The 898-nt window shown below is 60.8% G+C and carries 1 protein-coding gene; it reads left to right on the top strand.

Annotated features, from left to right (window positions below):
• Nucleotides 1-898: serine/threonine protein kinase (locus NW852_RS07380; protein WP_414426603.1), on the top strand; the 898-nt coding region annotated here is incomplete at both ends.

The raw sequence follows: 898 nt of genomic DNA on the forward strand, positions 1-898 counted from the left end.
ACTTCGGCGTAGCCAAAACCTTGGCTGATCACACCCTTAGCCTGGGCACCCAAAAGGGGGGCGGATTTATCGGCACTGCTCGCTACGCCTCTCCTGAACAGATACGGGGCAAGTCTCTGGATGCCCGCTCAGACATCTACTCCCTGGGGGTGGTGCTCTATGAGATGCTGACGGGATCCATGCCCTTTCAACTGGAAACCGACACTCTGCACAGTTGGATCCACGCCCATTGCTACGAAAACCCGATTGAGCTCACCTCGGCAACAACCCCGCAGCCAATCCCACCTGCGGTGGCAGCGGTGGTGATGGATTGCCTCAAGAAAAACCCAGACGAGCGGCCGCAGACGATGCAGGAGCTAGGGGAGCGGCTGCTGCAAGCCTATGAGCTGACGGTAGCCACTCAACTCTCCAGCAGCCAGGCCAGTACTGTGATTCTTCCCACCAGCGGTGCCAAGGCTCAAGGCCATGCTCCACCTTCTTCTATTCCCAGGCCGCCAATCGAAACCACCAGCAATACAGGATCAACTGCTGGAGCCTTTGAAGATATCCGCGATGAGGATCTGGAGCTCATTGAAGAGGAGCCGGTCTCCCCTCCAGGGGTAGGGATCCCCTACTACATCGCCGAGCGGGCACCTCTCCCCTCAACTACCTCGGCAGAAGCTGCGCCAGGTCCCTCCTCTCAAGCTGCAGGCGAAACTGCCAAAACGCCCTCTACAGTCATCCCAGCCAGCAACACTCGTCCGGCTGCTCCTCCTCAGGATCCCCCCGTCCCACCACGGACGGATACCCCCCGCACCCGCCCCCTGCCGCAAGCTGCCCCCCCAACGGTTCTCCAGCCTTCTGGCAGCAGCCTCAAGTGGGTCTTGGCTGGGGGAGGCGCTGTGGCTTTGTTGGCCGC

The organism is Synechococcus sp. H60.1 (genome assembly GCF_047462335.1).
Taxonomy (GTDB): domain Bacteria; phylum Cyanobacteriota; class Cyanobacteriia; order Thermostichales; family Thermostichaceae; genus Thermostichus.